The 22,511-nt window shown below is 64.1% G+C and carries 19 protein-coding genes and 2 tRNA genes; 13 read left to right on the top strand and 8 right to left on the bottom strand.

The window, feature by feature from the left end; translation table 11 throughout:
- Window positions 1–22 precede the first annotated feature (22 nt).
- A complete protein-coding gene (locus DT070_RS18680) occupies window positions 23–505 on the bottom strand; it encodes a multidrug/biocide efflux PACE transporter (protein ID WP_122957487.1) in 483 nt (160 codons plus the stop codon).
- Window positions 506–653: 148 nt separating this feature from the next.
- Here DT070_RS18680 and DT070_RS18675 point away from each other — a divergent pair, with 148 nt between their 5' ends.
- Complete coding sequence (locus DT070_RS18675; protein ID WP_122956755.1) at window positions 654–1,556, top strand: LysR family transcriptional regulator; 903 nt, start codon at window positions 654–656, stop codon at window positions 1,554–1,556.
- Window positions 1,557–1,711: 155 nt separating this feature from the next.
- Here DT070_RS18675 and DT070_RS18670 read toward each other — a convergent pair whose 3' ends face one another.
- The gene (locus DT070_RS18670; protein WP_122956754.1) at window positions 1,712–2,329 is read right to left on the bottom strand and encodes an outer membrane beta-barrel protein; all 618 of its coding nucleotides are present in this window, start codon (window positions 2,327–2,329) and stop codon (window positions 1,712–1,714) included.
- 231 nt (window positions 2,330–2,560) lie between these two features.
- Here DT070_RS18670 and DT070_RS18665 point away from each other — a divergent pair, with 231 nt between their 5' ends.
- The 3 genes from DT070_RS18665 to DT070_RS18655 are packed head-to-tail and all read left to right on the top strand — an operon-like array spanning window position 2,561 to window position 5,553.
- The gene (locus tag DT070_RS18665; RefSeq protein WP_122956753.1) at window positions 2,561–3,406 is read left to right on the top strand and encodes an N-formylglutamate amidohydrolase; all 846 of its coding nucleotides are present in this window, start codon (window positions 2,561–2,563) and stop codon (window positions 3,404–3,406) included.
- 12 nt (window positions 3,407–3,418) lie between these two features.
- Window positions 3,419–4,459, top strand: coding sequence for a histone deacetylase family protein (locus DT070_RS18660; RefSeq protein WP_122956752.1), 1,041 nt, complete (start codon window positions 3,419–3,421; stop codon window positions 4,457–4,459).
- Window positions 4,459–5,553 carry an NAD(P)/FAD-dependent oxidoreductase gene (locus DT070_RS18655; protein WP_194965899.1) on the top strand — a complete coding sequence of 365 codons (1,095 nt, stop codon included), beginning with the start codon at window positions 4,459–4,461 and terminating at the stop codon, window positions 5,551–5,553. The genes DT070_RS18660 and DT070_RS18655 overlap by 1 nt, the downstream gene beginning before the upstream one ends.
- 13 nt (window positions 5,554–5,566) lie before the next feature.
- Here the strand turns inward: DT070_RS18655 and DT070_RS18650 are convergent, their stop codons facing one another.
- Window positions 5,567–6,349, bottom strand: a complete 783-nt coding sequence (locus tag DT070_RS18650; protein ID WP_092127949.1) for a 3-hydroxybutyrate dehydrogenase — start codon at window positions 6,347–6,349, stop codon at window positions 5,567–5,569.
- A gap of 118 nt (window positions 6,350–6,467) precedes the next feature.
- Between DT070_RS18650 and DT070_RS18645 the strand changes: the two genes are divergently transcribed.
- From DT070_RS18645 to rimO, 5 genes are all read left to right on the top strand, one after another.
- Complete coding sequence (locus DT070_RS18645) at window positions 6,468–7,469, top strand: alpha/beta fold hydrolase (RefSeq protein ID WP_122956750.1); 1,002 nt, start codon at window positions 6,468–6,470, stop codon at window positions 7,467–7,469.
- A gap of 58 nt (window positions 7,470–7,527) precedes the next feature.
- On the top strand, window positions 7,528–9,789 hold the full coding sequence (locus DT070_RS18640) for a bifunctional (p)ppGpp synthetase/guanosine-3',5'-bis(diphosphate) 3'-pyrophosphohydrolase (protein WP_122956749.1): 2,262 nt from the start codon (window positions 7,528–7,530) through the stop codon (window positions 9,787–9,789).
- A gap of 90 nt (window positions 9,790–9,879) precedes the next feature.
- Window positions 9,880–9,956: transfer RNA gene (locus tag DT070_RS18635), tRNA-Val, on the top strand.
- A gap of 273 nt (window positions 9,957–10,229) precedes the next feature.
- Window positions 10,230–10,721, top strand: a complete 492-nt coding sequence (gene phaR, locus DT070_RS18630) for a polyhydroxyalkanoate synthesis repressor PhaR (RefSeq protein ID WP_092128509.1) — start codon at window positions 10,230–10,232, stop codon at window positions 10,719–10,721.
- A gap of 67 nt (window positions 10,722–10,788) precedes the next feature.
- A complete protein-coding gene (rimO, locus tag DT070_RS18625; protein ID WP_122956748.1) occupies window positions 10,789–12,198 on the top strand; it encodes a 30S ribosomal protein S12 methylthiotransferase RimO in 1,410 nt (469 codons plus the stop codon).
- Between the two features lie 153 nt (window positions 12,199–12,351).
- On the opposite strand, the gene DT070_RS18620 is transcribed toward rimO, so the two are convergent.
- A tRNA-Leu gene (locus DT070_RS18620) sits at window positions 12,352–12,436 on the bottom strand.
- A 167-nt stretch (window positions 12,437–12,603) separates the two neighbouring features.
- Here DT070_RS18620 and rnr point away from each other — a divergent pair.
- Together rnr and DT070_RS18610 are read left to right on the top strand one after the other, a co-directional pair.
- Window positions 12,604–14,958, top strand: coding sequence for a ribonuclease R (rnr, locus tag DT070_RS18615; RefSeq protein ID WP_194965900.1), 2,355 nt, complete (start codon window positions 12,604–12,606; stop codon window positions 14,956–14,958).
- Between the two features lie 44 nt (window positions 14,959–15,002).
- Window positions 15,003–15,572, top strand: a complete 570-nt coding sequence (locus DT070_RS18610) for a YggT family protein (protein WP_122956746.1) — start codon at window positions 15,003–15,005, stop codon at window positions 15,570–15,572.
- On the opposite strand, the gene DT070_RS18605 is transcribed toward DT070_RS18610, so the two are convergent.
- From DT070_RS18605 to DT070_RS18590, 4 genes are all read right to left on the bottom strand, one after another.
- The gene (locus DT070_RS18605) at window positions 15,569–17,086 is read right to left on the bottom strand and encodes an NAD(P)H-hydrate dehydratase (protein WP_122956745.1); all 1,518 of its coding nucleotides are present in this window, start codon (window positions 17,084–17,086) and stop codon (window positions 15,569–15,571) included. The two genes, DT070_RS18610 and DT070_RS18605, sit on opposite strands and share 4 nt — an antisense overlap.
- 69 nt (window positions 17,087–17,155) lie before the next feature.
- On the bottom strand, window positions 17,156–17,659 hold the full coding sequence (gene lysM, locus DT070_RS18600; protein ID WP_122956744.1) for a peptidoglycan-binding protein LysM: 504 nt from the start codon (window positions 17,657–17,659) through the stop codon (window positions 17,156–17,158).
- Between the two features lie 115 nt (window positions 17,660–17,774).
- The gene (locus tag DT070_RS18595; RefSeq protein WP_122956743.1) at window positions 17,775–19,034 is read right to left on the bottom strand and encodes a D-amino acid dehydrogenase; all 1,260 of its coding nucleotides are present in this window, start codon (window positions 19,032–19,034) and stop codon (window positions 17,775–17,777) included.
- Between the two features lie 132 nt (window positions 19,035–19,166).
- Window positions 19,167–20,510, bottom strand: coding sequence for an amidase (locus DT070_RS18590; protein WP_122956742.1), 1,344 nt, complete (start codon window positions 20,508–20,510; stop codon window positions 19,167–19,169).
- 196 nt (window positions 20,511–20,706) lie between these two features.
- Between DT070_RS18590 and rpsB the strand changes: the two genes are divergently transcribed.
- On the top strand, window positions 20,707–21,459 hold the full coding sequence (gene rpsB, locus DT070_RS18585; protein ID WP_122956741.1) for a 30S ribosomal protein S2: 753 nt from the start codon (window positions 20,707–20,709) through the stop codon (window positions 21,457–21,459).
- A gap of 127 nt (window positions 21,460–21,586) precedes the next feature.
- Window positions 21,587–22,501 (top strand): translation elongation factor Ts, encoded by a 915-nt coding sequence (gene tsf, locus DT070_RS18580; protein ID WP_122956740.1) that lies wholly within the window; start codon window positions 21,587–21,589, stop codon window positions 22,499–22,501.
- Window positions 22,502–22,511 lie beyond the last annotated feature (10 nt).

Genomic DNA, 22,511 nt, shown 5'->3' with positions numbered 1-22,511 from the left:
GGCGGTCCAGGCCGCCCGGCGTTCAGGCCGCTGAAGCGCAGGCCTTCTGTTTTTCTTTGTGTTTCTGCGCCAGCCGGCGATGGCGGGCGACAACTTTGGCACGGATGTGGTCGTAGGCCCAGTTAAAGCCGAAGGTGTAGGGCAGGAAAAACAGCACGATGGCGATGTCCAGCACAAAGGCTTCCCAGAGGCCAATGTCCAGCCACCAGGCGGCCAGCGGGACCACGGCGATGATCAGGCCGATTTCAAACAGCACTGCGTGGACGGCCCGCGCACCCAGCGTGCGCTGAAAGCCCATGCGGCGCTGTGCCCGGTCGAAGATGGCGTTGAAGACCATGTTCCAGGCCATGGCCATGAGCGAGACCATCAGGGTCAGCAGGCCCATGTGCGCGAGCGAATAACCCAGCAGCCAGGCGCCTAGCGGCGCGCAGATGGCGATGGCCAGGACTTCAAACCCGAGGGCGTGGAAAAAGCGTTCTTTGAGGGATTTCTGCAGACTCACGATGCACTTCACTTTCTGACTGATTGGGGCCCCATCAGCAGCGTGCAAAAGCACGGGTGCCTGGTAGCCATGCGGGTATTTTCATCGTTATTTCGAATACATTAAAATCAATAACCATCGTAAAAACAGATGGATAACCTAAAAAACCACCATGCGCCACTCACCAGAAGCCCTGACCGCCTTTGCCGAAGCCGCCACGCTGGGCTCGTTTTCAGCCGCAGCGCGCAAGCTGGGCAAAAGCCAGTCGACGGTGAGCAGCGCCATCGCCAACCTGGAAATCGACCTGGGCATCACGCTGTTTGACCGCAGCAGCCGCAAACCGGCGCTCACGGAGCACGGCCGGGTCATGCTGGGCAAGGTGCAGGAGATCCTGGCCGCCAGCGACCGGATGGACCGCGCCGCCAGCCAGCTGGGCGGCGGCATGGAGTCCAAACTCAGCGTGGTCTGGTCGGACACCTACCAGTCCGACCGCTTTGAAGAGATGCTGCTGGCCTTTGAAAACCGCTTTCCCGACCTGGAGTTTGAGTGCCTGATTGCCGAGCATGGCGACCTGGTGTCGCTGGTGCAGACGGGGCGGGCGCACATCGGCGTGGTGGCGGCGCAAAACGCCTACCCGCCCGACGTCGGCTTTGCCACCATTGCCGAGCAGTCGGAGATCACGCTGTTTGTGGCCACCGCCCATCCGCTGGCCGGCATGAAAGACATCACACCCGAGGTGCTCGCCAACTTCAGGGAGCTGCGGCTGGACACCTATATAGAGACGGAGCAGGGCGCTGCGCAGTCGCGCCGCGCCTGGTCGGCGCCCAGCTACCTCATGCTGATGGAAATGGCGGTGCTCGGCTTTGGCTGGGCCGCCATCCCGCGCTGGATGGTCACGCGCTTTGCCACCGGCAAGCTGGCGGAGCTGCACGCACGGGGCTGGCCGCGGCGCGTGCCGGTGGACGCCGTCTGGTCGCGCCAGCGCCCGCTGGGCCGGGCCGGCACGTGGCTGCTGCAGGAAATGCTGGCACCGGCGGCAACGCCCGCCGAGTCCGCTGCGCCGCCGGGATTATGAGTAAAAACAGGCTCCAGCCCAGGCGTGCCATAGGCATGAATCTATCTAATTGATAGCAAAACGGCCAACAAATGACCAGCGAAGGGCCAGCAAATGGCCAGCAAAAAGCCCGCAGCCTGTGGGGCGTGCGGGCTCGGGGGCTCAAGCCGGGAGGCTTAGAAGCGGTAGCGCAGGCCCAGGCTGGTGGTGCTGATGCGCTCCTTGCCGGTGCCGACAAACTTCATGTTGTGCTCGTCCCACTGGACCACGGCCGACAGCGCAGGGGTAAATGCCCATTCGGCGCCGATGCCGTACGACACGCCCCAATCGCTTTCCGTGCCAGAGGCCAGGCCCGAAGCCGGTGAAGCCGACACGCGGGTGCGGCCGTAAGTCGTGCCCAGTTTGCCCAACAGGTTGAAGGAGTTGCTCAGCGGCAGGCGTCCGACCAGGCTCAGGTTGATGCCTTCGGCTTCTGTCTGGCCGCCGCCGCGGGTGATCTTGCCGAAGTCGGTGTAGCCCAGCTCAAGGCCGAAGTTGTTGTTGAAGTAGCTGCCGCCGTAGATGTTGTACGAGGTGTCCTTGTTGTCGGAAGGGAAAGCGCCCACGCCATTGGGCAGCGAGAAGTCCGACTTGCCGACGTTGAGCCCGAAGTAGCGCGAGCCGGGGGCGTAAAACGAGTAGTTGGTGTTGGCCGAGGCGCCGGCGTTGGTGCTTTGTGCCTGCACGCCGGTGGCGGCTGCCATGGCGGCGGCTGCCAGCAGGGTTGCGGTAAAAGTCCGGGTCAAAGATCGCATGGTGTTTTTCCTTCAATGATGAATTTGCTTGTCACGCCGGAAAAAGCCGGCGCGGTGTTTGGCTTGCGTCATGAAATTTAGGGGCAAGGCCGGTGCGCGCTTGTGGGTGCAACCGTTAAATGCCTGTAGGACAAGCGGAAGTTCGCGGGCGGCTGCCGACCCCGCAGAACCGCGCAAAACCCGGCTTTTTCGCAGACGCGTGTGCGCGGCGCCTGCTGCTAAAGTCAAGCCATGCCCTTCATTACCTACCTGCCCGGAAGCACGCCGCTGGTGCTGGATTCGCCCCACAGCGGCACGGCTTACCCGGAAGATTTCAGGCACGCCTGCGCGCTGGCCGTGCTGCGCAGCGCCGAAGACACGCACGTCGAAAAGCTCTACGACTTTGCCCCCGCCATGGGCGTGCACTGGATAGAGGCGCACTTTCCCCGCAGCTACCTGGACGCCAACCGCAACACCACCGAGATGGACGTCACCCTGCTGGACGCACCCTGGCCCGGGCCGGTGGAGACCGACCCCAGGATCATGTCCAAAGTCCGCCTGGGCAAGGGCCTGATCTGGCGCACGACCGACGAGGGCGTGCCGCTTTACGACCGGCAATTGGGCGTGGCCGAAATCCAGGCGCGCATCGAGCAATGCTGGAAGCCGTATCACGCCGCCGTGGCCGACGCCATTGACAGCGCCCACAGGCAGCACGGCTACAGCATCCACATCAACTGCCATTCGATGCCGGCGGTGGCCTCTGCCAGCGCGACGGACTTTCCGGGGGAAAAACACGCCGACTTTGTGGTGGGCGACCGCGAAGGCACGACGGCCAGCGTGGCGCTGTCCATGCGGGTGTCCGGACATCTGAAGGCGCGCGGCTACAGCGTGGCCTACAACCATCCTTACAAAGGCGTCGAGCTGGTTCGCCGCTACAGCAACCCGGCCGGGCAGCGCCACAGCATCCAGCTCGAAATCAACCGCAAGCTCTACATGGACGAAACCACGCTGGCGCTGACGCCGGGCGCGGAATCGCTCAAGGCCTCGCTGCGTTCCCTGGTTGGGATGCTGCTGAAAACCGATCCACGCACGCTTTGATTCCCCGCCGCCATGCTCACCTTCTTCAGCGACAGCCACCACGCCCACGCCCCGCAGTACGAATTTTTCCGCGGTGACCGCGTGCCGTGTTTTGAAACCCCGGCCCGCGCCGAGTTCGTCAAAACCCGCCTCACCGAACGCGGCCACCTGCTGCGCACGCCGCACGCAGACAGCCGCGCGGTGCTGGCCAAAGTGCACACCGCCCGCTACCTCGCGTTCCTGGAGCACGCCTGGCGCGACTGGGCCGCGCTCGAAGCCGGCAACGAACAGCGCCAGCCTTTCCCGTCGGTATGGCCGGTGCGCACCCTGCGCAGCGACGTGGAGCCCGTCAACTTCACCGCGCGGCTGGGCTTGTATTCGATGGACAACGGCTCACCGCTGTCGGCCGGCACCTGGCAGGCCGCCAAGGCCGGCGCCGACGCCGCTGCCAGCGCTGCTGCTTTGCTGGCTGGCAAAAGCGAGCGTGCCGTGTTCTGCTGCAGCCGCCCGCCCGGCCACCATGCGGGGCCCGACTTCATGGGCGGTTATTGCTTTCTGAATAACGCTGCGGTGGCCGCTCAGGCGCTGCGCGACGGCGGCGCGGCGCGTGTGGCCGTGCTCGATGTGGATTACCACCACGGCAACGGCACGCAAAGCATTTTTTACCGCCGTTCAGACGTGTTGTTTGTGAGCCTGCACGGCGACCCGATGACCGAGTACCCGTTCTACCTGGGCCATGCCGATGAGACCGGGGAGGGGGAGGGCGCAGGTTTTAACCTCAACCTGCCGCTGGCGGCCGGCTGCACCGTGCCTCGCTGGTTCGACGCGCTTGAAACCGCCTGCAAGCGCATCGCCAGCTATCGCGCCGACGCACTCGTCGTGTCGCTGGGACTGGACACCTTTGCCGAAGACCCGATCTCCAAATTCGCGCTGCAGCCGGTGGACTTCATCCGCCTGGGCGAGCGCCTGGGCAAGCTGGGCCTGCCCACCGTGTTCGTGTTGGAAGGCGGTTATGCCGCCGCCGAGCTGGGCACCAATGCCGTCAATGTCATTGAAGGGTTTGAAGGCCGCTGATGGACCAGGTCGACTGCGTGGTGATTGGCGCGGGCGTGGTGGGCCTGGCCGTGGCGCGCGCGCTGGCCCTGCATGGCCGGGAGGTGATGGTGCTGGAAGCGGCAGACGCCATAGGCACCGGCACCAGCTCGCGCAACAGTGAAGTGATTCACGCCGGCATCTATTACCCGCAAGGCTCGCTCAAAGCCAGGCTGTGCGTGCAAGGCAAAGGCCTGCTGTACGACTACTGCGCCGAACGCGGCATAGGCCACCAGCGCTGCGGCAAGCTCATCGTGGCGACTAGTGACGAGCAAGTCGCGCAGCTGCAAGGCATACGCGAGAAAGCCGCCGCCAATGGCGTGTTGGACCTGGTGCTGCTGACCCGCGAGGAGGCCCGGGCGATGGAGCCCCAGCTGGAATGCGTGGCCGCGTTGCATTCACCCAGCACCGGCATTGTCGACAGCCACGGTCTCATGCTGGCGCTGCAGGGCGACCTGGAGAACGCGGGCGGGCTTGTAGTGCTAAATTCGCCTCTAGCCCAGGCGGAGTGTGCACAGTCTGCTATCTATTTGGTAGCAGAAGACGGCACGGAGCTGCAAGCCAAAACGGTTGTCAACGCTGCAGGGCTGCATGCTCAGCAACTGGCCAGCCGCTTTGCCGGCCTGCCCGCACAACATGTGCCGCCCAGCCATTACGCCAAAGGCAACTACTTCACGCTGCCCGGCCGTTCGCCCTTCAGCCGCCTGATTTACCCCGTGCCTGAAGCCGCCGGCCTGGGCGTGCACCTCACCATCGACCTGGGCGGCCAGGCCAAGTTCGGGCCCGATGTGCAGTGGGTCGACTCGCCTGACGACCTGGTGGTGGACCCGGCGCGCGGCGACGCCTTTTACGCCGAGGTGCGCAAGTACTGGCCAGGGCTGGCGGATGGTGCGCTGATGCCGGGCTACGCAGGCATGCGGCCCAAGATCCAGGCGCCGCACGAGGCCGCCAAAGATTTCCTCATCCAGGGGCCGCGTGATCACGGCGTGGCGGGGCTGGTCAACCTGTTCGGCATTGAGTCGCCGGGGCTGACGAGTTCGCTGGCGATTGGCGATTACGTGAGCCGGCTGCTTTAAAGCCTAAAGCCTCTTACTGCGCCGCCCAGCCGCCGTCCATGTTCCACGCCACGCCGCGCACATTGTTGCCGGCCGGTGAGCAGAAGAAGACGGCCAGTGCACCGAGTTCTTCGGGCGTGGTGAATTGCATCGAAGGCTCTTTTTCGCCCAGCAGCTGTTTGGTGGCGGCTTCATTGCTGATGTTGCCGGCAGCGGCTTTGGCGTCTACCTGTTTTTGCACCAGGGGCGTGAGCACCCAGCCGGGGCAGATCGCGTTGCAGGTCACGCCGGTGGTGGCGTTTTCGAGCGCGGTGACTTTCGTCAGGCCGACGATGCCGTGTTTGGCCGCGACGTAGGCGGATTTTTCAGCCGAGCCGACCAGGCCGTGTACAGAAGCCACATTGATGATGCGGCCCCAGCCCTTGCCGCCGTCAGCGGCCAGCATGGCGGGCAGCGCCAGGCGCGTGGCGTGGAAGGCGCTGCTCAGGTTGATGGCGATCACCGCGTCCCATCGTTCAACGGGGAAGTTCTCGACGCGGGCCACGTGCTGGATGCCGGCGTTGTTGACCAGGATGTCGACCTGGCCGAATTGCGCGGCGGCGTAACGCATCATGTCCTCGATGTCGGAAACCTTGCTCATGTCGGCGCCGTGGTAGGCCACGCGTGCACCCAGGGCTTCCACCTCGGCCTTGGGGCCGTCCACGTCACCGAAACCGTTGATGACGATGTTGGCGCCTTGCGCTGCCAGCGCCTTGGCGATGCCCAGGCCGATCCCGCTGGTGGAGCCGGTGACGAGGGCTGTTTTACCTTTGAGCATGCTGTTTCTCCGGATGATTTACGATGGTTGATCTGGGGCTTTGGCAGGTGCGCGGCAGGCGCTGCGACCGGTCAATGTCTCAAGCAATTATCAAGCCTTTGATTGAAACCCCACGACCATGACCCAACCTACGCTTAACTACGTAAATTGCCCGGACGCCGCAGGCGGCCACCGCATGGCTTACTGGCAATGGGGCCAGGCGGACAGCGCCAACGTGGTGGTGTGTGTGCACGGCCTGTCGCGCCAGGGCCGGGATTTTGACGTGCTGGCACGGGCGCTGGCCGAGCAGGGCGCGGCACAGCCGGGTGGCATTCGCGTGGTCTGCCCCGACGTGGTGGGCCGCGGCGAAAGCGACTGGCTCAAAGACCCGATGGGCTACCAGATCCCGGTGTATGCGGGTGACATGCTTGCCTTGCTGGGGCAACTGAATGCGCAGGCGCCCATCAAGACACTTGACTGGGTGGGCACCAGCATGGGCGGCCTGATCGGCATTGCCGTATGCGGGCAGCCGGGTTTGAGCGTCGCCGGGCCGCCCCAAGACGCGAAGGCTCCCTCGGGGGGCAGCGCAGCACGCGGAGCGGCAAGCGTGGGGGCTCCATTGTTGCCGGTGCCGGTGCGCCGGCTGGTGCTCAACGATGTCGGGCCGGCCATCCAGTGGCAGGCGATTGTGCGGATCGGCACTTATCTGGGGCTTGCTGGCCATTTTGGGTCGGTGCAGCAGGCGGCCGATGCGATGTGGGCCATTTCCCAGAGCTTTGGGCCGCACACGCCCGAACAGTGGCTGGCGCTGTCGCGCCCGATGCTCCGGCGCGTGTCCGACGCCGCAGATGCCCAATGGCGGCTGCACTACGACCCGGCCATTGCCGTGCCGTTCAAACAGGCAACGGAAGAATCCGCGCTGAAGGGCGAAGCCACGCTCTGGCAGCTCTACGACAATATCAAGGCCGAAACGCTGTTGATACGGGGCAAGCAGTCGGACCTGCTCAGCCCGCAGACGGCACAGACCATGACGGCGCGCGGCCCAAGGGCCCGCCTGGTGGAATTCGAAGGGGTAGGGCATGCGCCCACGCTGGTCGCAGCAGACCAGGTGGCCGCGGTGGCCGGTTTCCTGCTTGGGTGATCCCCATTATTGCCGGCGCGATGCGCCGCCGGCCTCGCAACTATTTGACTGAAGTTTCATGAAAAGCAATGTGCCCGGGCCGGGTGGCCCGGCAGCCTCCCAGGGGGCCAACGCCTCCATCGTGACCGCCACGGCCGACAGCCTGCCGGACCAGCCGCACGCGCTGGCCCGCGCCCGCGCGTTTGCCGAGCCCCTGATCGCCAGCGAAACGCATGACACCGGCGAGAACATCCTGGCGCATGCCGATGCGGTGGCGGCCATTCTGAAAACCATTGGCGGCTCGGAAGCCATGCAGGCGGCCACCTACCTGGTGTATGCCTGCCAGCACCTCACCAAGCCGCAGGAAGTGATCACCAAGGCCTTTGGCGCCAACTACGCCGCGCTGGCAATCGAGACCACCAAGCTGGTGCAGGTGCAGCGCCAGGCCCGCAGCGCCGACGCAAAGGCGCAGCTGCTGGACGACCCGGCCGCGCAGACTGAGAACGTGCGCAAGATGCTGCTGGCGTTTTCGCGCGACTTGCGGGTGGTGATGCTGCGGCTGGCTTCGCGCCTGCAGACGCTGCGCCACTATGCGTCCACGCGCCAGACGGCGCCCTTGTCGCTGGCGTATGAGTCGCTGCATGTGTTTGCGCCTTTGGCCAACCGCTTGGGCATCTGGCAAATCAAATGGGAAATGGAAGACCTGGCTTTCCGTTTTCTCGAGCCCGACACGTACAAGCAAACGGCCCGACTGCTCGACGAAAAACGCGTGGAGCGCGAAGGCTTCATGGAGGCTTTGCGCGCGCAGCTGGAGCGCGAGCTGAACCAGAACGGCATTGCCGCCCTGGTTCAAGGCCGGCCCAAGCATATCTACAGCATTGTCAAAAAGATGCGCGGCAAGTCGCTGGATTTCGAGCAGGTGTTCGACATCCGCGCGCTGCGCGTGATTGCCGCCGACGTGAAGGGCTGCTACGCGGCGCTCGGCTTTGTGCACTCGCGCTTTACGCCGGTAGACGGCGAATTCGACGATTACATCGCCAAGCCCAAGACCAACGGCTACCAGTCGCTGCACACCGTGGTGCGCGACGACGCGGGCAGGGCGGTCGAAATCCAGGTGCGCACACAGGCCATGCATGACCATGCCGAGCACGGTGTGGCCGCGCACTGGGCCTACAAGGAAGCGGGCGCCAAGGGTTATGCCGGCGTTTCCGCCAGCAGCGAATACGACGCCAAGATTGCCGTGTTGCGCCAGTTGCTGGCCTGGGAACGCGATTTGTCGGGCCCGGCCGCGCAGCGTGCGCGCGACGCGAAGCAGGGGCTCTTTGAAGACCGCATTTATGTGCTGACGCCAGACGCGGCCATCGTGGAGCTGCCGCAGGGCGCGACGACGGTGGACTTTGCGTACAGCGTGCACACCAGCCTGGGGCACCGCTGCCGTGGCGCGCGTCTTGACGGTGTGATGGTGCCGCTTAACACCCCGCTGCAAAACGGCCAGACGGTGGAAGTGATTACCGTGAAGGACGGCGGTCCGTCGCGCGACTGGCTCAACCCGGAACTGGGCTTTTTGTGCAGCCACCGCGCCAAGTCAAAAGTGCGCGCGTGGTTCAACGCCTTGGCGATGGAGCAGACCGTTGCCAGGGGCCGTGAAGCGGTGGAGAAACTGCTGCAGCGCGAAGGCAAGACGTCCATGAAGCTGGATGACCTGGCAGTGCAGCTCGGCTTCAAGACGGCAGATGATTTGTTCGAGGTGGTGGGCAAGGACGAGTTGTCCCTGCGTACGATCGAAAACATGCTCAGGCCGCCCGAGCCGGTGATGAGCCAGGACGACTATGTGCTGGCCAAAAAGGCACGTGCCCCCAGCCCGGGCTCGAAGAAGGGTGCCGGTGGGGTGCTCGTCGTCGGCATGGGATCGTTGTTGACCCAGCTCGCCAAATGCTGCAAGCCTGCGCCGCCCGACGATATCCTGGGTTTTGTCACCAAGGGCAAAGGCGTCAGCATTCACCGCAGCGATTGCAGCAACTTCCGCAACATGGCCAGCGGCAGTCCGGACCGCGTGATCGAGGTGGAGTGGAACTCACCCAAAACGGCGGACGGCGCGGTGTACCCCGTCGACGTGGCGGTGGAAGCCGCTGACAGGCAGGGGCTGCTGCGCGATATTTCCGAGGTGTTTGCCAAGGAAAAGATGAATGTGATCGGCGTGCAGACGCAGTCGGTCAAAGACAACCGCGGCGGTACGGCCTGGATGACTTTCACGGTGGAGGTGGCGCAGTCGGGCCGCCTCAGCCAGGTGCTGGCCATCGTGGCCGAGGTGCCCGGCGTTCGTTCCGCGCGGCGCCGCTAGCGGGTTGCTGCGTTCTTTTTTCGGCATTTTTTGAGGGCCGGCCAAGAACCTCGTTTTGCTTTGCTACAATACGAGCTTCGAACAGTCCTTAGGCGCGTAGCTCAGCTGGTTAGAGCACCACCTTGACATGGTGGGGGTCGTTGGTTCGAGTCCAATCGCGCCTACCAATTCCCTCAAACGGTTCCTGTACAAGCTCTGCATCCCTGTGATGCGGGCCCATCACACAGGGTAAACCAAGGGGATTGAGTACATCAGAATTCCTAGAATGTATTGAGTCCCGGCGTCTCGGCGCCGGTCGTCATTCAGAGGAGAAATCAGTGCCAAAAAGCAAATCCACCAGCCCGGCATCCGGCCTTCCACCTTCACAGGGCGAAGCAGCTGCCGACGGCAATCCCGGCGCCAAAAGCGGCCGGGCTGCTGGCAAGGCTGCGGCGTCCCGCGTGATCAAGAAGTACCCGAACCGCCGGCTCTACGACACCGAAACGTCAACCTACATCACGCTCACGGAAGTGCGCCAGCTGGTGATGGACACCGCCGATTTTGTGGTGCGCGATGCCAAGACCAACGAAGATTTGACGCGCAGCATCCTGCTGCAGATCATCCTGGAAGAAGAAACCGGCGGAGCGCCGATGTTCACCGAAGCCGTGCTCGCCAACATCATCCGTTTTTACGGCAATGCGATGCAAAGCTTCATGGGCGCCTACCTCGAGAAAAACGTGCAGAGTTTTATGGACCTGCAGGTCAAGATGGCCGAGCAGTCCAAAGGGCTGACGCCCGAGATGTGGGCGCAGTTCATGAATGCCCAGTCTCCCATGATGCAGGGCATGATGGGCAACTATGTGGAGCAATCCAAGACCGTTTTTACGCAGATGCAGGAGCAGATGCAAAAACAAAGCGAGCAGATGCTGCAGGCCTTCGGCTTGAAGCGCTGAAGTCAAAGCCAGGGGTTGAATCTCTGGCGGTCCCCGTAGAAACCGGTGACCTGAGACAATACACCCCATGAGCGAAGTTATTTCCCCACCCGTATCCGTTAACACCAGGCCCGCGCCGCGCGTGGGTTTTGTCAGCCTGGGCTGCCCCAAGGCCCTGACCGATTCCGAGCTGATCCTCACGCAGTTGAGCGCAGAGGGCTACCAGACCTCCAAAACCTTTGAGGGCGCTGACCTGGTCATCGTCAACACCTGCGGCTTCATTGACGACGCGGTGAAGGAAAGCCTGGACACCATCGGTGAGGCGCTGGCCGAGAACGGCAAGGTCATCGTGACCGGTTGCCTTGGCGCCAAGGCGGGTGAGGGCGGCGGTAACCTGGTACGCCAGATGCACCCCAGTGTGCTGGCCGTGACAGGCCCACACGCCACGCAGGAAGTGATGGATGCCGTCCACCTGAATTTGCCCAAGCCGCACGACCCGTTTGTGGACCTGGTGCCCAACGCTTTCGGTATTGCCGGCATCAAGCTCACGCCCAAACATTACGCCTACCTGAAGATCAGCGAAGGCTGCAACCACCGCTGCACCTTCTGCATCATCCCATCCATGCGCGGCGACCTGGTGTCGCGGCCCATCGGCGATGTGCTCAACGAAGCACGTGCACTGTTTGAGGGCGGCGTGAAGGAATTGCTGGTGATCAGCCAGGACACCTCGGCCTACGGCGTGGACGTCAAATACCGTACCGGCTTCTGGGACGGCAAGCCCGTCAAGACGCGCATGCTCGAGCTCGTCCAGGCGCTGGGCGAGATCGCCGAGCCCTATGGCGCCTGGGTGCGCCTGCATTACGTCTACCCCTACCCAAGTGTGGATGAAGTGCTGCCGCTGATGGCCACCGGCAAGGTTTTGCCATACCTGGACGTGCCCCTGCAACACAGCCATCCGGATGTCCTCAAACGCATGAAGCGGCCGGCCAGCGGAGAGAAAAATCTTGAGCGCATCGCGCGCTGGCGCGAGATTTGCCCCGAGATCGTCATTCGCAGCACCTTCATCGCCGGTTTCCCCGGCGAGACCGAAGCTGAATTCGAGCACCTGCTTGATTTCATGCGCGAAGCCAAAATCGACCGTGCAGGCTGCTTTGCCTATAGCGCCGTGGAAGGCGCCACGGCGAACGACATTCCCGGCATGCTGCCGATCGAATTGCGTGAAGAGCGGCGCGCCCGCTTCATGGCGGTGGCAGAGGCGGTGTCCAGCCAGAAATTGCAGCAGCGCATCGGTGCAACCATGCAGGTGCTGGTAGATTCGGCGCCGGCCTTGGGCCGCAAGGGCGGCACAGGGCGTTCTTACGCCGATGCGCCCGAGATCGACGGCGTGGTCAAGCTGCTGCCGCCCGAAAAAATCAGCAAGACGCTGAAGGTGGGGGAATTCACCCGCGCCCGGATCGTCGGAACCCAGGGCCATGACCTGGTTGCCGTGCCTGTTTGATTAAAACTGCAGACGAAAAACCGGGCTTGAAGATGCAGCCCGGGAATTCCGGAAACAAAACCGGAAACAAAAAAAGCCACTGGTTCACAGTGGCTTTAATCTTGCTTTCTTCCAGAGCTCGTTTCAGAGTCTGGCAAAGCTGTTTGGTGTATCTGGTGCCCGGGAGAGAACTCGAATCTCCACATCTTGCGATACACGGACCTGAACCGTGCGCGTCTACCAATTCCGCCACCCGGGCACAGCTAGCAGTGTACCATTACTTCAACGCTTTCTCAGGGCCCGGCCCGCAAATTTTCCTGAAATATTTCGGCTGCATACTCAAAACCGGCAGCCTCCAACGAAAAGAGACTTTCTATCAAAACAACTCACTCCCATTCGGGCGGATCGTCCGCCCATTCATCCGGTTTGCTCGCTGAATTCGAGGGCACCGTTTCCGGCCACCGCGACGGCCACGGCTTTGTATTGCGCGACGACGGCGAAGCGGATATTTACCTGCCGCCCAATGAGATGCGCGCAGTGCTGCACAAGGACCGCGTCAAGGCGCGCATCGTGCGGCATGACCGCAAAAACCGGCCCGAAGGCCGCGTGACCGAGATCGTCGAGCGCTCCTCCAACCCGATCATCGGCCGCCTGTTGCAGGAAAGCGGCGTCTGGCTGGTCGCCCCCGAAGACAAGCGCTACGGCCAGGACGTCCTGATCCCCAAGGGCGCTACCGGCACGGCCAAGTCCGGGCAGGTGGTGGTGGTGCAGCTCACCGAGCCGCCCGCGCTCTTCGGCCAGCCTGTGGGCCGCGTCAAGGAAGTGCTGGGCGAGATCGACGACCCCGGCATGGAAATCGAAATCGCCGTGCGCAAGTACGGCGTACCGCACGAATTCAGCGATGAAGCGCTGGCCCTGGCCCGTGCCTTGCCTGACGCGGTCCGCCCCGCCGACAAGAAGCACCGCATCGACCTGACCGATGTGCCCCTGGTGACCATCGACGGCGAAGACGCCCGCGATTTTGACGATGCCGTGTACTGCGAGCCCGCCAAGGTCGGCCGCGGCAAGGGCTGGCGGCTGCTGGTGGCGATTGCCGACGTGAGCCACTATGTGGAAACCGGCAGCGCCATCGACATCGACGCCTACGACCGCGCCACCAGCGTGTACTTTCCGCGCCGCGTGATCCCGATGCTGCCGGAAAAGCTTTCCAACGGCCTGTGCTCGCTCAACCCCAACGTCGAGCGCCTGTGCATGGTCTGCGACATGCTGGTCAACGCCAAGGGCGAAGTCCATGCCTACCAGTTCTACCCGGCCGTGATGTTCAGCCAGGCGCGCTTTACCTATACCGAAGTGGCGGCCATCCTGGCCAACACGCGCGGCCCTGAAGCCGCGCAGCGCAAGGCGCTGGTGCCGCACCTGCTGGATTTGCACGATGTGTACCAGGTGCTGCTCAAGGAGCGCGGCGTGCGCGGCGCGGTGGACTTTGAGACCACCGAAACGCAAATCGTCTGCGACGAGGCTGGCCGGATTGAAAAAATCGTGCCGCGCACCCGCAACGTGGCCCACCGCCTGATCGAAGAAGCCATGCTGGCCGCCAACGTCTGCTCGGCCGACTTCATCTTGCAAAGCAAGCATGTGGGCCTGTACCGCGTGCACGAAGGCCCGACGCCCGAGAAGAAGGAGATGCTGCGCAATTACCTGAAGGCGGCAGGCATCGGCATGACCATCAGCGACGACCCGGAACCCGGCGAGTTCCAGAAAATCGCACTGGCTACCAAAGACCGTCCGGACGCGCAGCAAATCCACTCGATGCTGCTGCGCTCCATGCAGCAGGCCATCTACACGCCCATGAACAGCGGCCACTTCGGCCTGGCGTACGAGGCTTACACCCACTTCACCAGCCCGATCCGGCGTTACCCCGACTTGCTGGTGCACCGCGTCATCAAGGCGGTGCTGAACAAGGCCAAATACCAGTTGCCGACCCTGCCCACGCCGGGTGAGGCCGAGGCCAAGCTGTCCAAACGCCTGGCTTCGCGCGTGAAAGAGCCGACTCAAAAACCCAAAAAAGCCAGTGCCGACGAACTTGCCTGGCAGGCGGCGGGCCTGCATTGCAGCGCCAACGAGCGCCGCGCCGACGAAGCCAGCCGCGACGTTGAAGCCTGGCTCAAGTGCAAGTACATGCGCGAGCACCTCGGCGAGGAGTTCGGCGGCGTCGTCACGGCGGCCACCGGCTTCGGCATCTTCGTCACGCTCGATGCCATGTACGTGGAAGGCCTGGTGCATATCACCGAGCTGGGCGGCGAATACTTCCGCTTCGACGAAGCCCGCCAGGAGCTGCGCGGCGAGCGCACCGGCATCCGTTACGCCATCGGCACGCGGGTGAGGGTGCAGGTCAGCCGGGTCGACCTGGACGGCCGCAAGATCGACTTCCGGCTGGTGACGGAAGGCCAGGACCTGGTCGGGCGCGCCATGAAGGACAAGACCGGCGGCCATGCCACCGAGCTGCCGGCCAAAGAGCGCGGCGCCGCGCGCCATGCCGGGGACGAGCGTACGGGCAGGGCCGACAAGGCTGGAAAGGCCGGCAAGAAGACCGCCGGCAAACACACCGAAGGCCGCTCCGGCAGCCGCAGCAGTTCCGGCGGCAGTTCCGGCAGTAGTTCAGGGAGGAGCAGCGCAGGCAGCGAACGCACACCCAAGTCGCCCATCCAGGCGCTGAAGGCTGCCGTCAAGAAGGCTGCAGGTAACCCCGGGCGCAAGCAGGGCAAGAAGCCGCGCCGGTAAAAACGCGGCAAACTTTCAACCTTTCCTGCCCAAAACCACCCTCCATGCTGATCCGCATCCTGTCTTTCCTGCTTGAAACCATCTTCTTCGTGCTGATCGCGGCAGCGCTGCTGCGCGCCTGGATGAACTGGGTGCGCGTCAACATGAGCGCCCAGCCGGGCAGCTTTGTGATGGCCCTGACCGACTGGCTGGTCAAGCCGCTGCGCCGCGTGCTGCCCAGGTCGCTTGCGCAGTCGCGCGTGGACTGGGCCAGCGTGATTGCGGCGGTGGTGCTGGCTCTGCTCTATGGGGTGCTGTGGTCTTTGCTGTTCGGCGTGCTGGCCGGCGTGACGTACTGGTCGGTTCAGGCGGGGCCTTTGGCGCTGCTGACCTTGCTGGTCTTTGCGTTGAAGATGCTGATCCGCGTCGCGCTGCAAACCCTGATCATCCTGGTGCTGGGTTTTGCCATCCTCTCGTGGATCCAGCCCGGCTCACCCGTCTATGCCTTGCTCGGCCGCCTGACTGAACCGGTGCTGGCGCCGCTGCGCCGGGTCATCCCGCCGATCGGCGGCGTCGACATCTCGGCGATCGTGCTGATCGTGCTGCTGCAGATCGCCCTGATGATCCTCGTTTAGGCGCGACTGGCCAGCGCAGACGCCGTCAGCGCCTGCCCGACCGGCCATTCATCCGCGATGCGGCCATGCGCAAACACGGCGCTGCAGGCCGCCTCAAAAGCCCCCAGTCCCCCGGCCATGCCGGCCCCCAGCATGCCGGCCAGCACATCACCCGTGCCCGCAGTGGCCAGCAGGGCGTTGCCGCTGCTGTTGACGGCGCTGGGGCGCCCGGGCGCGGCAATGACGGTGCCTGAGCCCTTGAGCACCACCACGCACTGGTACCGGTCCGCCAGTTGGCCGGCCAACGCCAGCCGGTCGGCCTGGACCTCTTTGGACGTGATCCCGGCCAGCCGCGCGGCCTCCAGCGGATGGGGCGTCAGCACCGTGCTGTAGCCGCGGCGGTGGCGTGCTGTGAGTTGCGTCTGCAGTTGTGAGTCCCCGGCGATGGCGTTGAGCGCGTCGGCGTCGAGCACCAATCGCGACGCCGCCGACAGCACCCTGGGCAGCATGGCGCGCACCGCATCACCGCCGCCGCAACCGCACACCACCACCTGCTGGGCCAGGTCCAGCGCGTCAGGTGCACGGAACATCAGCTCGGGTTGCTGCGAATCCACAGCGAGGGCGGGGCTGCCGAGCAGCGCCACGAACACCCGGCCCGCGCCCGCATGCAGGGCGGCGCGCGCGGCCAGCAGCGCGGCGCCTGCCATGTGGCTGCGGGCGGTGGACTCTCCGCCCATAACGGCCACGTCGCCAAAGCTGCCCTTGTGACTGGCATGCGCGCCGGCCAGCTTTGGCGCTTGCGCGGCCTGGTCGGCGCCCAGCAGCCAGGCGTCCGGTGAGCCCGAGGCGCCCTGCGCGCTGCCGGCTCCGAGATCGTCAAACCAGACCTGGCCGGCGCAGTCCCGGCCATGGGCGGTGAAGAGGCCCGGCTTCAGTGTCAAAAGGCTTAAGGTAAAAAGGCCTCCAGCCCATATCCCACCTTGGGTATATGCTATCAATTGTGTAGCAAACCCGGTATTCGCATCCAGGCCGGTCGGCACGTCCACGGCCAGCCGCGGCACGCCGCTGTCGCGCATCCGTGCCAGCCAGTCCAGCATCAGCGCCGTGCCTTCGCGGCTCGCGTCCAGCGTGCCGCCAATGCCCAGCAGCGCGTCAATGCAGAAATCAAAATCATGCGGCGGCTGGGCCGCCATGGGCACGCCGGCGGTCAGGGCGCGCTCGCGTGAGGCCTGGGCATCGGGCGGAAGGCTGGTCTTTCCGGCCGGCAAGCCGGTCCAGCTCACGGTGATTTTTTTGCCCCACTGGTGCAGATGCATGGCCGCTTCAAAGCCGTCGCCGCCGTTATTGCCGGGCCCGCAGGCGATCCAGATGTGCTGCGCGTGCGGCGCCAGGGCCAGCGTCAGGCGCGCAACCGAAAGGCCGGCCCGCTGCATCAGCGTGTGCGGCGGCAGGCCGGCGGCGGCTTGCCGCTCAAGGTCACGGGTGGCCGCCACGCTGTGAAGCGGCTCGCTGTGGGCGCTGGAGATTTGTCGCATGGCCCGATTGTGCGGCCCCGGGCGTAAAAAGCCCGGCGGGCCGGGCTTGTGGAGGCGGGAGGCAGGCGTTTAAGCGTCAGGCGGAATGCGCAGCACCTGGCCCGGGTAAATCTTGTCGGGATGCGTCAACATGGGCTTGTTGGCTTCAAAGATCTGCGGGTACTTGTTGGGTGTGCCGTAGAAGTGTTTGCTGATCTTGGACAGGTTGTCGCCGCTGACGACCACATGCCACTGCGATTCCGGCTCGGGGCTGGACACCGTCATGAGGTCGTTCACGGCGGCCACCGTGGCCACGTTGCCGCAGCACAGCAGCACTTTTTCCTTGGTGGCCTGGTCGGGCGCCACGCCCGAGACGGTGACGGTCGCGCTGGCCGCGTCAAAGCCGATCTTCAGCGCCTGCACATTGAGGTTCATGGAGTTGATGTAGGTGGCGATGGCATCGCCCGCCGCCTTGCTCAGTGCCTCGATGTTCTCGGGTGTGGGCTTGGCTGCGGCGGCTTCCTGCGCGGCCTTGGCTTCGCCGCGACCGAAAAGCTTTTCACCGGCCTCTTTGATAAAACTGAACATGCCCATGGGAACTCCAATCAGTAGATAGGTTGCAGAAATGGCAACCCGGCAAGAACACCGGGCTGCAACCACTGTACTCGCCTGCGGTGACGCTTTTGCGGCCCGGGCAGATCTTGGGGCTTCAGGTCAGGCGCGCGACGCCCAGGCCTTCCATGTCGATGTCGGCGTTCTTGCCGGCCATCAGGTCGGCTAGCGCCCGCGCGCTGCCGCAGCTGAGCGCCCAGCCGCTGGAGCCGTGGCCCAGGTTGAGCCAGAGGCCGGGGATGCCGCTGTCGCCGATGATGGGCGGGCCGTCGGGCAGCATGGGGCGGGCTCCTTTCCACTCCTGCACGCTCGCACCAGTGTTGGCCAGCTGCGCAGCGCCCGGAAACCAGTCATGTAAGACCTTGTAAAGAGTTTGCAGGGATGCTGCGCGCTTGGTCTCGAGCGAGCCGCCGATCTCGGCGCTGCCGGCCACGCGCACGCGGTTGCCAAGACGGGAAATCGCCACCTTGAAGCGCTCGTCCATCAAGGCACTGCGCGGTGCATTGAGCGGTTCGCGGATCGGAGCGCTGATGGAGTAGCCGTAAACCGCAGCCATCGGGACCTTCAGGCCCAGCGGCTTCAACAACTGCGCCGAGGCCAGCCCGGCGCACATGACGACGCGGTCGAAACTGCGCGGCGCACTCTCGCCTGCTATCAAAATAGTAGCTGCCTGCGAAGGATCCACCTTGGCTACAGCCGTATTGAACTCAAAATTGACGCCGATGCGCTGGGCCTCGTTCTTCAGCAGCAGGGCAAACTGGCGGCAGTTGGCCACCTCGTCGTTCGGCAGGTGCACCGCGCCCAGGAATTCGGTGTCCGGGTTCAGCGCCGGCTCGATCTTGCGCACCTCGTCCGGGCCGATTTCCTTGAACACCACGCCGGCGTCGCGCAGCACCGCCAGGCCGGGTTGCACCAGTTTGCTGTCTTTTTCAGAGCGCAGCAGCACCATGTAGCCGGGGCTGCCGTCGTATTCGAGCTCCAGTTCGGCCGTCAGGTGATGCAGCCGTTCGCGGCTGTAAAAAGCCAGGCGCTGCATGCGCGCGCGGTTGGCCAGGTAAGTCTCGAGTTTGCAGGCGCGAAACCATTTCCACATCCAGGCCAACTCGCCCGCCGACAGCGGCAGGCCGAGTTTGACGGGTGCATGCCGGCTGAAGAGGTGGCTGAGGACCTTGCCCGGCATGCCGGGCGCGGCCCACGGTGTGACGTAGCCGGGCGCGACCAGGCCGGCGTTGGCAAAGCTGGTTTCCTCGGCCGCCGCGCCGCGCCGTTCGAACACGGTGACGTCATGGCCGTCCAGGGCCAACTCGTAAGCGGTGGTGATGCCGATGATGCCGGCACCTATGACGGCGACCTTCATGCGCGGGCGCCGCAAGGGCGTGAATAAGGCAGGCGAAGCAGCGGCAAGGGCCGGTTGCGCGAAATCATGTTGTGCATTGTTTTTATAAGTAAAACAGGCCGCCAGCCCAATATCTATATGGGCAAGCAGCTATTAATTTTGTAGCGAACGGGTCAGGGCAGCTTCGACCTGCAAGGCCAGGTCCAGCACCGTGTCGTCCTGCAGCGCCGCGTGCCACAGCATCAGGCCCACGGGCAACTGGCCGGGTGCGTGGCAGGGCAGGGAGATTGCGCAGCCGTCGAGCATGTTCACCACGGCGGTGTTGCGCAGCAAAAGGCCGTTGACCCTGAAAAACTCGGTGTCGTCGGCCACGACGCTGGCGATCGCCGGCGCGACGATGGGTACCGTTGGTGAGAGCACCGCGTCGAATGCGTCAAGCCGGGCTTCCATGCGTGAAATCCACCCTTTGCGCGCCGCCAGCAGGTCGATGTAGTCGGCCGCGCTCATGCTCGCGCCGCGCAGGATGCGCAGCGCGACGCGCGGGTCGTAGCCGGCCTGGTGTTCGGCGATCAGGTGGCGGTGCCAGGCGTAGCTTTCGGCTGCCGACAGGCCGCCGGTGGCGTTGATGGCCGCCAGGTCGGAGATTTCCTCGAGCGCGATCTCTTCGATGTGCGCGCCGGCTTCGCGCAGCACCTTCAGGCTGTGCTCAAAAGCCTGCGCCACGCCGGTGTCCAGCGCGTCCAGCATCCCGGTTTTGGCCACGGCCAGGCGGCAGGCCGAAAGCGGCTTGCCTGCAAGGCGCACCTGGCGCGCCGCCAGCACTTCGTGCACCGTAACGGCGTCGCGCACCGAGCGCGTCAGCGCGCAGACGGTGTCCAGGCTGGTGGATAGCGGAATGGCGCCGGCTGTAGGCACCAGTCGCGCCGTGCTTTTAAACCCGACGATGCCGCAGAGCGCCGCCGGGATACGGATGGACCCGCCCGTGTCGGAGCCCAGTCCGACCAGGGCAGCGCCGGTGGCTACCGACACCGCCGCGCCGGACGAGGAGCCGCCCGGGATGCGTGGCGTTGCCGGGTCGGCCGGGTTGACGGGCGTGCCGTAATGCGGATTGACGCCCACGCCCGAAAAGGCGAATTCCACCATGTTGGTGCGGCCCACCAGGGCCGCGCCCGCGGCCCTCAGGCGCGCCACGGCGGGGCAATCGGCCTCGGCCGGCGCGGCCTGGGCCAAAACGGTGGAGCCGGCGCGGGTCGGCTGGCCCGCCACGTCGAACAAATCCTTGACCGAGACCGGGATGCCGGCCAGCGGAAGGCCGGAAAGGGCCGTTTCCGGGGCCTCAAAAGGCCCCGGGGAACCTTCCGGCATGAAAACGTGGCGGCAGGCCTCGCTTTGGGCGATTTGGGTGGCTTGGGCCAGGATGTCCCGGGCCTGCACATGGCCGGCTTGAAGTGCCTGGCGGGTGGCATGGAGGTCGCCTGGGGGGAGTGTCTGGCTCATGGGGGTGCGAGAGGGCGGAAGACGGGAGGAAAGGCGGGCGGGTAGGCGGGGGAGGGCGGAAGAATGTTATACTCGACAGGCTTTGCAAATGACGATTTTGTTGTTTGCAATGCAAATCGCAAATCAGCCACCCAAGGTGTCGCCCCAAACAGGGCGATAAGCGCTGATTTTAGACACAACCTTTTGGAGTATTCCTATGTCGACCACTATGCGTGAAATGCTGGAAGCAGGCGTTCATTTCGGACACCAAACCCGCTTCTGGGACCCCAAGATGGCCCCGTACATCTTCGGCCACCGCAACCGTATCCACATCATCAACCTGGAAAAATCGCTTCCGATGTACCAGGAAGCGATGAAGTTCGCCAAGCAGCTGTCCGCCAACCGCGGCACCATCCTGATGGTGGGCACCAAGCGCCAGGCCCGCGAAATCGTCGCCACCGAAGCCAAGCGCGCCGGTGTCCCTTACGTCGACCAGCGCTGGCTGGGCGGCATGCTGACCAACTTCAAGACGGTCAAGACCTCCATCAAGCGCCTGAAGGAAATGAAGGCCCAGCAGGAAGCCGGCCTTGATTCCATCAGCAAAAAAGAACAACTCACCTTCAAGCGCGAAATCGAAAAGCTTGAAAAAGACATCGGCGGCATTCAGGACATGAACGCCTTGCCGGACGCCATTTTCGTGATCGACGTGGGCTTCCACAAAATCGCGATCCTGGAAGCCAAGAAGCTCGGCATCCCCCTGATCGGCGTGGTTGACTCCAACCACTCGCCTATCGGCATCGACTACGTGATTCCCGGCAACGATGACTCCTCCAAGGCTGTCGCCCTGTATGCACGCGGTATCGCCGACGCGATCCTGGAAGGCCGCGCCAACGCCGTGAACGAAGTCGTCAAGGCGGTTTCGGCTGAGAGCTCGGATGAGTTCGTGGAAGTGGAAAACGCAGCTGCCTGATAGTTTTCGGCGCTGCGCCAGACGCGAAAAAGGGGCTCGCGTAGCCCCTTTTTCACAACCTAACGAAAAGCTGGGTGCGAATTGATCGCTTCCAGCCTGTCCAAAACGACAAAACGGAGAATCAAAGATGGCAATTACTGCAAGCATGGTCGCTGAACTGCGCGCCAAGACCGACGCCCCGATGATGGAGTGCAAGAAAGCACTGACCGAGGCAGAAGGCAACTTCGAAAAAGCAGAAGAAATCCTGCGCGTCAAGCTCGGCAGCAAGGCCGGCAAGGCCGCTTCCCGCGTCACTGCCGAAGGCGTTGTGGCTGCACACCGCGAAGGCGATGTGGGCGCGCTGGTTGAAGTGAACTGCGAAACCGACTTCGTGACCAAGAACGACAGCTTCCTGGCTTTCACCAAGGCCGTGGTCGAAGGCATCGTCAAGAACAACCCCGCCGACGTGGAAGCCGTTGGCGCCATGCCCCTCACGCTGGACGGCTTCGGCCCGACGGTGGAAGACGTGCGCAAGGGCCTGATCGGCAAGATCGGCGAAAACATGAGCGTGCGCCGCTTCAAGCGTTTTGCCGGCAGCAAGCTGGCCTCTTACTTGCACGGCACGCGCATCGGCGTGGTCGTGGAGTTTGAAGGCGACGAAGCCGCCGCCAAGGACGTCGCCATGCATGTGGCCGCGATGAAGCCCGTATCGCTGTCCAGCGCCGAAGTGCCTGCCGAACTGGTCGCCAAAGAGCGCTCGGTGGCTGCGGCCAAGGCTGCTGAAGATGCCGCTGTTGCGCAAGCCGCCGGAAAGCCTGTTCAGTCCGCCGAAATTGTTGCAAAGCGTATCGAAGGCGGCGTGCAGAAGTACCTGAAGGAAGTCAGCCTGTACAACCAGACTTTCGTCAAGAACGACAAGCAGACCGTTGAGCAGATGCTCAAGGAAAAAGCGACGACGATCAAGTCCTTCACGCTGTACGTGGTGGGCGAGGGTATCGACAAGAAGGTGGACGATTTCGCCGCCGAAGTTGCCGCCCAGGTCGCAGCCGCCAAGGCCGCTTAAGCACTTCAGC

The sequence above is a fragment of the Polaromonas sp. SP1 genome, assembly GCF_003711205.1.
Taxonomy (GTDB): domain Bacteria; phylum Pseudomonadota; class Gammaproteobacteria; order Burkholderiales; family Burkholderiaceae_C; genus Polaromonas.
The sequence above is the reverse complement of the archived record's forward strand: the minus strand, read 5'-3'. Positions and strand labels throughout refer to the sequence as shown.